The organism is Lewinella sp. (assembly GCF_050633125.1).
Taxonomy (GTDB): domain Bacteria; phylum Bacteroidota; class Bacteroidia; order Chitinophagales; family Saprospiraceae; genus Lewinella.
The window spans coordinates 1-8,778 of the sequence record NZ_JBOEFX010000231.1 but is presented as its reverse complement, the minus strand read 5'-3'; the positions used below and the strand labels follow the sequence as shown (position 1 = coordinate 8,778).

4 protein-coding genes and 1 pseudogene are annotated in these 8,778 nt (G+C 42.8%); 1 reads left to right on the top strand and 4 read right to left on the bottom strand.

Annotated features, from left to right (window positions below):
• Positions 1-44: 44 nt before the first annotated feature.
• The 4 genes from ACRBG0_RS28540 to folP all read right to left on the bottom strand — a co-directional run bounded on the left by ACRBG0_RS28540 (position 45) and on the right by folP (position 8,278).
• Positions 45-4,910, bottom strand: a complete 4,866-nt coding sequence (locus ACRBG0_RS28540) for a translocation/assembly module TamB domain-containing protein (RefSeq protein ID WP_431490225.1) — start codon at positions 4,908-4,910, stop codon at positions 45-47.
• An 80-nt stretch (positions 4,911-4,990) separates the two neighbouring features.
• Positions 4,991-5,965 carry a YheT family hydrolase gene (locus tag ACRBG0_RS28535; RefSeq protein ID WP_431490224.1) on the bottom strand — a complete coding sequence of 325 codons (975 nt, stop codon included), beginning with the start codon at positions 5,963-5,965 and terminating at the stop codon, positions 4,991-4,993.
• Positions 5,966-5,986: 21 nt separating this feature from the next.
• The gene (locus ACRBG0_RS28530; protein ID WP_431490223.1) at positions 5,987-7,420 is read right to left on the bottom strand and encodes a hypothetical protein; all 1,434 of its coding nucleotides are present in this window, start codon (positions 7,418-7,420) and stop codon (positions 5,987-5,989) included.
• The gene (gene folP, locus ACRBG0_RS28525) at positions 7,421-8,278 is read right to left on the bottom strand and encodes a dihydropteroate synthase (protein ID WP_431490222.1); all 858 of its coding nucleotides are present in this window, start codon (positions 8,276-8,278) and stop codon (positions 7,421-7,423) included.
• A 63-nt stretch (positions 8,279-8,341) separates the two neighbouring features.
• Here folP and ACRBG0_RS28520 point away from each other — a divergent pair.
• Positions 8,342-8,778 (top strand): annotated as a pseudogene (locus tag ACRBG0_RS28520) (DUF4230 domain-containing protein); the annotation flags it as partial.

The window sequence follows — 8,778 nt, the reverse complement described above, 5'->3', positions numbered from 1 at the left end:
TAATTCAGTTGGACTTTCGGTATTTTACCGAAAGTCCAACTGAATTATTTTTTGCCTTTAACACTTTTCCAGAACTCACTGAAGGAGTTGAACTCCTTTCGCCAGCTGAGGCCTGTACCTACCTGTATACGACGGTCACCGCCAATATCTTGATCGCGGCGTTCATAAAGGCGAATCTTAAGATCTCGGTTTTCACTGATCGCATATTCGAGTACAATGTTCTCGCCAAAAAAGGTGCCATTGGTTGTGGTTTGCCCAAACTCAAAATTACCACCAATATCAAGAGAGAGCCGCTCGTTGAGTAAGCCTGATCGTAAATTTATTTCGACGGCATCCCCAAAGGTAGTACTCTGACTATTGGTTAAATCCTCGCTGGTTACTCGGTTGTAATCAAATTCAAAATCCAGACTGGAGATGGTTTTTCCATTCCCTACAACCTCGCTAAACAAGTCGGTAAGTAGTAGACTCAACTGATTGCTAAAGTATTCACTAAGCGTATTTGCGAATAGTTCTGTACTGTTAAAGGATAAATCAGAAGGCAAAAACTGCCCCAATACAATTAAGCCAAAGACCTGTTTATTCATCTCGTTTTGTTCTTGGCGCAAAACATTCAACTTGTTTTCCGCCAAATTGGCCATAATTCCTTGAAGGTTAGGGAATCCAATATCAAAAGAAATAGCAGGAGAGAAGAGGTCACCTTTCAAGCCTAGGATCAAATCAACATCAGTAGCTTGTTTGGCCTGTAATTGTTCAGCTGGTGGAGCATTTACCAGGTATTCTTGGATAAAAGTTGTCAAAGAAGTCTTTAAATCCTTGTACTCTGCAGAGATGTCAATTTGGGCGTTGAGGGGATCTCCATTCCAATTAATCTTTCCTCCGGGGCTGATACGGAAATCCTTATTAATTACATCATAGAGGGTAAATAGATAATTCCCGCTAGAGACCGTTACCTCTCCGTACATCTGAAACTCTTGGGCGCGAGGCAGAAGTATGCGCACATTGCCGCGGCCGCGGCCACGAAGGATGTCTCCTGCCTTTTCGTCAAAAATCAACTCCAATTCCGCGACTTCTGTAATCTGGAGGTCCATTTCCAGGTTCAGCCCTTTAATTTTGGTATTAGTGCCGGTAGAAGTCTGTTGGGTTCCCTGATGTTTATTGATAAACTTGACAAAATCTAGTTCATTTCGTTCAGCCTGATCAGTAACGGGAATTACGATATAGGTACTATCTCCAACAGTGCCGTTTATATAAATATTAGGTCTTTGGAAATCGCCTGAAAAGACGACTTCTCCAGATCCAATGGCTCGCCCGTAAAAAAGGTCATTGTCGCCTTTTGCCAGATCAATTCCTAAAAAGCGGCGAGTTTGCATTCGCGCAGCCAGTCCCATATGGCGAAGGTGCTGGTGAGTAATCCCTCCTTCTACAACTGCGCTGTTTCCATATTTATCATAAATCACCGTCCCTGTGGCATCAAACAAGTCGGGAGTCATTTTTATAGTGCCCTCCCGAAAAGTATAGTGGGTCTTTAATGCATTGAGTGTAAAACCACCGTTGCGGGCGACGATGGCACCTGTAGCACCGAGTTCATTGGTCAGCCCTTTGATTTGTAAATCCGCGGTAAAAATGCCGTGGGTTTCAGACATTCCTCCTCCCAGCCAGTACTCGGCAATAGAAAGCGGGAAGCCCCCGAATTTGGCATTAAGGTCTAGATAGTTTTTCTGGCGAGGCAATGGGATTTGGCGCCGAATTACGGATTTATCACCAAGATCAGCGAGGTTATATTTTGCCTGCACCTCCATCCATGTGGAATCTTTGCGTAGTGTAACCAAAGCATTCAACCGGCTCTTGATATTCGGTGCAGTAGCTTCCAGGCTAAACCTTCCAAAATTGTCTTTGTTAATATAGAAGTCTTCGCCTGTCATCACCGCATTAAGACCTTCCATCTTGAAAACATCGTCTACCTGAACCAGCATGTCAAAATTACCGGAGAAATTCAAAGGGTCATAATCCCATAAGTCATCGAGGAAACTAAAGTGAAAATTGGCCAATTGAACGCGCAAGCCTTTGTTGCCATTGTTTCTAATATGAATTTTCCGATCCTGGTTACTCAGTGAAAAATTTTCGGCAGAAATTTGCCCCTGTCCAAAGCGAATAAGGTTGTCTTCATCAATTGCCCATGGCGTTTGTAGTAAACTCAGATTTGATCGCCTTAACTGCAAGGCATAATCAACCGAATCTGGCAAATAGAATAGGCCATTGAGATTGACTTGATCGAATAAGTTAGGGGTGTCTGTACTAATATTTATGGCAAAATCAATCGTATCAGACTGAAGAATACTCAGAAAAGTAAAGGTATTGAGGCGAGGTTTTCCATTGATAATGGTAGAGTCAACGACAATATCCAGGTCACCTTCACTCTTGAGGGCATCCATATGTACGTAGACATCTGCCAGTCTTATTTTATCATAAGTTATCTGAGGTACTTCCAGGTAAAAAATCAGCGAGTCGTTGTTGCCATTGTAACGACCATTAAGATCAATGTCCTGTAACATTCCCAATTTAGGATCAATCAAATAATTCAAGCCTTTGGAGTCTGCAAGATGAAAATCAAAAGAAAATTGATTCACATCAGGAATCCGGCGAGGTTCTTTGAAGCCAAGGCGACCAGCAAAACCGGGGTAATTTCGCAATAAAAACAACTGAAGGGAAGCCGGCAGTTCATTCAGGTCATAAGCGCCACGAATTTCGCCGCGAGCAATATCGGAGTCTAGCCGAAATACCTTTTCACCATCCTGGGCAAAGAAAGTAAAAGCCCTGATGTACTCTATATCGTATTCTTCCTCTTGGTTCTTGGTGAGCTTGATGTTAGATAGATTAACATCCCCTTCCATTTTCGAGAACTGTGTATTTCTGAGCTTCAGGTCAATATCTCCCTGAAGAACCAAATCGGCGGGTGAAAGGTTTAGCGGCTGTAAAGCCAGACGGTTCAAAGCTGCATTAAAGTCAAAGGTAGGAACAGTATCCGTGAAATCAATCTCTCCGGTAAAGGCAAAATCTATATTTTCATCTTTAATGCTTAGGTCACCATTAAAGAAGTTTTTGTTTAGTTGCCCTGTAATCGAAGCATTCTCGTAGGTATAATCTTTGATCGTAATACTTTCAATAGCTGCGGTTAGTTTTGCTGAGGCCAAATCGCCGGTAAGCCCAAAACCATCTTCGACTTTAGAATTGAAATTTACTAACCCAAAAGCGGAGTTGCTTGTCCAGCCACCAAGATCAAAATCTACCAAATTAAGGTTTCCACTGTAGCGAGCTCGCTGGGCCCCTTCAGTAAGCACCATTTGCATATCCAGGCTAGCTTTCCCCAGATCTGTACGTAGATTACCGTTGGCTACAAAATCAACAAAAAAGCCAATAAAACTACCATCAAAGGACAAACGCCCAAGTTTATCAAAATTAGCAGGAGGATTAAAGTTGGGAATAAGTTGCCGTAGCGTTCTCACCTGGGTCCTAAACTGTTTTAAATCCAAGGTCAAAAATTCTTCATTTTTGACCGCTAAATTTCGAGAAGAGAATTTACCTTCCAAGGTAGTCCCATCAGCTAAATTTACTTCTAAGTTGCTACCTCTTAAGTTGTTAACTGTTCCCCGGATACGGCCATCGATCTGGAGGTTTGTGTTTTGATTGGTGGAAAAGAAAATATTGTCATTAAGCTTAGGCACAAAGGCCATAATGTCTTTTAAAGTTACATCTGCATCATTGAAGCGGGCATCCATTCTCACTTCATCCTCGAAGTAGGCCCAATCGGCAAATGATCTGTATTGAAAACGAAGGGTATCTCCCAAGCTACTGGTTGGCGTGATAATCGAAAGGCCATTGAGCGTCATTTCCCGAGGGGAAACGATTGCCTCTTTGGCAGACAAACGCTCTAGCTGAAAGCCACTACGGTCTTTTGCGGCGATCCAATTGACTCGTCCTTGGTATTCATCTCCGAGTAGATGAAAGCTATCTATTTCAACTTGGAGGTCATAAAGATCCAGGTGTTTTAAATCAAGTTGATCCGCTGCAGTCAATTTTACCGGTGCTTTGCGATAGTTGTGGTGCTTGAATTGTCCTCGACTAAGCTGAAATTCCCCGATGCTCAATTCGAATTGTGAAGCATCTGTGCTTGCCTGGACTAAAGAGTCTAATATTTCCAGCGGTTCAGGAATAGGGGGCCCATTCCACGAATTAAGGGTGACAACAGGGCGGCGAATATTTATAGAGTTGATATCTACTTTTTGAGCAGCCAAGTCCATGTTGTTGACATAAATTTGGCTTTCTGTCAGATATACGCCCAGGTAGCTGCCTTTGAGGCTATCATTTTGGGTAAACTGAACATCTTTCAAGTAGAGTTCTTTCAAATTAAATGGCAAGGGGCGCTTGCTTGCTGTATCAACTTCCGCTTCCGCTGGGAATAACTTAAGGAGGGTAACCTGAAGGTTGGATAAGGAATCACCTAAAGCTCTCTGAATATTGAACCGAGCGCCCTGCAAATCAAGGGCTTCTATTTCTATTCCTCGACGATAAATAGCTAAAGGACTGAGGTTGAAGTCAGCTACAAGATGTCCACTGGCTAATAGCGTATCTCCATAGGAATCTTCAATGTAGAGGCTTTGCAGCGTTAGCTCATCAAACCAGGCAATTTTCACACTTTCGAGTGAAACCGGGGTGCCTAAGGTCTGTTCCATTCGTTTTACAATGTACTGGGCTATTTTTTGCTGAACGAAAGGCAATTGTAAAGCAATGAATACTGCTAAAAAGGACAGAACAATCCACCTTAAGACTTTTACCCACCAGCGCTTTTTCCGAGGCGAAGGGCCACCAGATTCAGTAATAGGATCAGTAATTGGAGTAGTTGTATCGCTCATTAATATTCAGCTCACAAAGATAGAACCTTAAGTGCAAGAAATAAGTGTTATTCCTTCATTAATATAACATCATTTTAACGCTATCGGTTAAGTACCTTTTCTTGAATAAATGACAATGCCCGCCGCTCCGTCCACCAACTACCGTCTCTGTTAGCCGAATAGAACCCACAATGGCCACCAAAAGAAGGAGTTTCAAGATAAACGTAAGGATGGTTGGCGGCCAAATTTTCTGGATAACAAGTAGGTGCCAGAAAGGTATCATCCAGGGCATTAATCACCAGCACTGGCCGGATAATATTGGGCATAAAGTGAATACTGGAACAAGATTGCCAATAATCCTGGGCGCCGCTATAGCCATGAATCGGGCCGGTAAACTGCTCATCAAATTCGTAAAAGCTACTTGGCAATGGCCCGGACAGATCAAGGTGAGTAGGGTAGAGGCTAGCCTTTTCTACCAGCTTGGCGTTGAGGGTTTTTAAAAATCGCTTAAGATAAATCCGGTTACGCCAATGGGCGATTGCAACATTAGCAGCTGGAATATCACAGGGCACAGAAAAGACCACGCCACCTTTAATCTGACTGGGCAAGTGTTTGCCACTTTCGCCAAGATATTTAAGAACGACATTACCTCCCAAGCTGAATCCTGTCAATACTATTTCTTCGTAATAGCCTAAGTGCAAAACATGATTTATTATTAATGACAAATCATTGGTCTCGCCCATGTTGTACATTCTCAGGCGATTATTCAACTTCCCGCTACAGGAACGAAAATTCATACCCAATGTGTCCCAATCGTTTTTACCAAAAAAAGAAAACAGCCCTCTCAAATAGTGCCGGTCGGCATTGCCTTCCAGGCCATGCAATCCAATGAGTAATTTTTTGGACGAATTCTTTTGCCAATCCAGGTCAAGGAAATCTCCATCAGGTGTATTTATCGTTTCTCTTTTGTATGCAATGGGAGGGACTTTCCGAAAGAGCGCCGGATAGATGGTATTTACATGTGCATTTGTAAAGGGCCAGTTTGTGTGGTAGGATGACCCTGATAGGAGTGGCATATTTAGAGCTTCTTGGGGAATTCAATTGGTAATGGGGTAAAACTTCAGGAGCCTTAGCTGCCTATCTGTACTGTCCAACTGCTGTTGCAAGCTATCAATCAGCTGCGCCGCTCCCGTACTATCAATAAGCAGCTCATCTACATAAACAAGAAAACCCTTACCTGTACCGCCCAAACAAGGAGGCCAAACAGCGGTAGCTGAAAGACCTAAGTCATTTAGTTCAGATAGGCGATTACGAGCACCAGCAAGTTGGCTATATACGGAATCGGCCAAGAGGTAAAAAGTAGTATGAAGGTTATTATAGCGATCACAGCTGTAATAAAGCGCAACCTCTTCTCCCGGATTAGCTGACAGTATTCTTAATGGAGGAGCAGCAACATCTTGGGCATCATCTGTTTCCTCTGCCTGTATTATTCCCGAAAATTGTTCTTCATTAAAACGCATTTCGTAGGGCGTAAATGTGCTATCATAAAAACCTGCAATGGGAGCATCAACAACAAAGTATTCAGGCTCCAGTCTTTTTCCTTCATTTTTAGCAATGACCTCTTTTCGGTATCGTTTTTCATTAGGAAAAAAAGTGGGCAATTTTTGGTGTTCAATTTTAATTAATACACCGCTGATTAATAAACCAAAGAGCACCAACGCCCATTGGTTGTAGTACATTCGGGGAAACCAACGAAAATAGCGGTTTTGAACAGGGAGTAACCGTTCACGTAATGCTTTCTTGACTTTTGCCCACGGGCCTAAGGTCATAGATTGTAACCTTTTTTGCCATTCTCCATGAGGTAAAAAATCAAACACCGAGCGAGCGGGCACAAAAATCTCAGCACGGCTAGGAGCCATAATTAATTTGGGCAACCGTTGCGCGTTAATTTCCACCAAGCCAAAACCAAAGCGTGAACACTGTCGGATGAGTTCACGTCGATATTTTCCTTTCATCCCACTAAAGGCATCGTAGCCAAAGGCAATCCACTGATCATTGGCCTTGTATTGTTTAAATTGCTCAATAGCAAAAATATATCGGTAGCGAGGTAGTCTTCGGAATGCCACAAAATAGATAGACATCCAAAGCGGTAAACTGAGCAATAAATAAAACAGGCGAAGGTAAAAGTCTTCGGCAGCCAGTGGGTACCAATTTGCAATGTGCGCAATTGCTAGAAAAGTAGGCAGAAACAAGCAAGCAAAGGCCATACTGTCCCATAGAACATGACTAAGGCGTGGCCGATAACAGATTTCATCCTTTGTCGCTTGCGAGCTTGCTTCAAAAGTGGCGGTAAAAACATTTCCATCCTCTTCCGTAAAGTGCAGAAAGCCATCAGCAATAATATTGTTGGAGCCGCGCATGTCGGTTCCTGTAAGCGTAGCGGTATTAAACGCGCGTGGCCGTAATCGATAGAAGCTCTTGAGATAACCCAAGGCTATTTGTTTGATGGTATTTTCTGAAAGAGAAGACATTTATTCTTCTGTTCTTTTTACATCCTCCATCATTTGCCAAATCTTTATTACCTCAGCGGCTTCTTTCACGTCGTGCACCCTAAGGATTTTGGCATCATTCTGCAAGGCCAAGAGATGTACGACGGAACTTCCATTAAGGGCTTCCAAAGGAGTGCAATTTAAGAGTTTATAGATCATTGACTTACGGGATACTCCTATCAAAATAGGGACTTCCAGTATCTGAAAGAGGTTTAGGTCATTCAGTAGTTCATAATTTTGGCGAACGGTTTTGCCAAAGCCGAAGCCAGGGTCTATTACAATATCTTTGACTCCTTTCTGGCGAAGGAGGGCTACTTCTTTGATGAAAAAATCAAGAATTTCCTGAACAATATTTTCGTAATCCACTTGTTTTTGCATGGTTTCTGGCGTTCCTTTCATGTGCATTAAGATATAGGGAACTCCTAAGTCGGCAATGGTGTCATACATTTCGGTATCAATACGACCAGCTGAAATATCATTAACAAGGGAAGCTCCTATAGCTACTGCTTCTCTGGCAACCTTGGCATGCACGGTATCGATGGAAACAATCGCTTCCGGGAAGCGTTGCATTATTGCTTTTATAGGAGCTATTACCCGGTGCAACTCTTGGTCGGCACTAATAACTTCAGCGCCAGGACGAGAAGACATGCCTCCTATATCAAGCAGGTCGGCACCATCGACTAACATTTTTTCTGCTGTACGCAAAATATTGTCTAAGCCTTCCTGACGGCTATCAGCGTAGAAGGAGTCTGGAGTGACGTTGATCACGCCCATTATTTTGGGTGTACCCAAATCCAGCAATGTACCGTCACAATTAAGTGTTTCTTGTGGAAAAATCATATCCCACCGTTTGGTGCGCGCTAAAGTTATTAAATTTGCTGCACAAGACTTCGTAAAAATAATATGGCTGTTAATTTAAACAAAGCAAACAAGATTGGAAGAGTACTCATTCTGATCTGTCTAATCGGCATAGCAGTGATTGTTATTAGCCGTTATTACAAAAGCAAACCCGGTAGTTTTCTAGGGGCACCCAAAGAGTATGAACTCAATTATATGCCCTCGGACTATGAGATGACCATTGATCCGGAGGATGCCTTGGCTATAGCCAATAATCCGCAGCGTTACCGAAAGGAGTTCAATCAGATGGTCTACGATATCAATACCAGTGTCTTACGCCATGTGAGCACCCGTATGGGTTTATCTGACAGCCTGCAACGGGCTGTCCTTAAGGAATATGAAGACAATCATCACGGGTACCTTGAAAAACTCTACTACAACGACTTTGTCCGTTTGAAAGATACAACGGCCAACATTTATGAAACTTGGTACGATAACGAAAG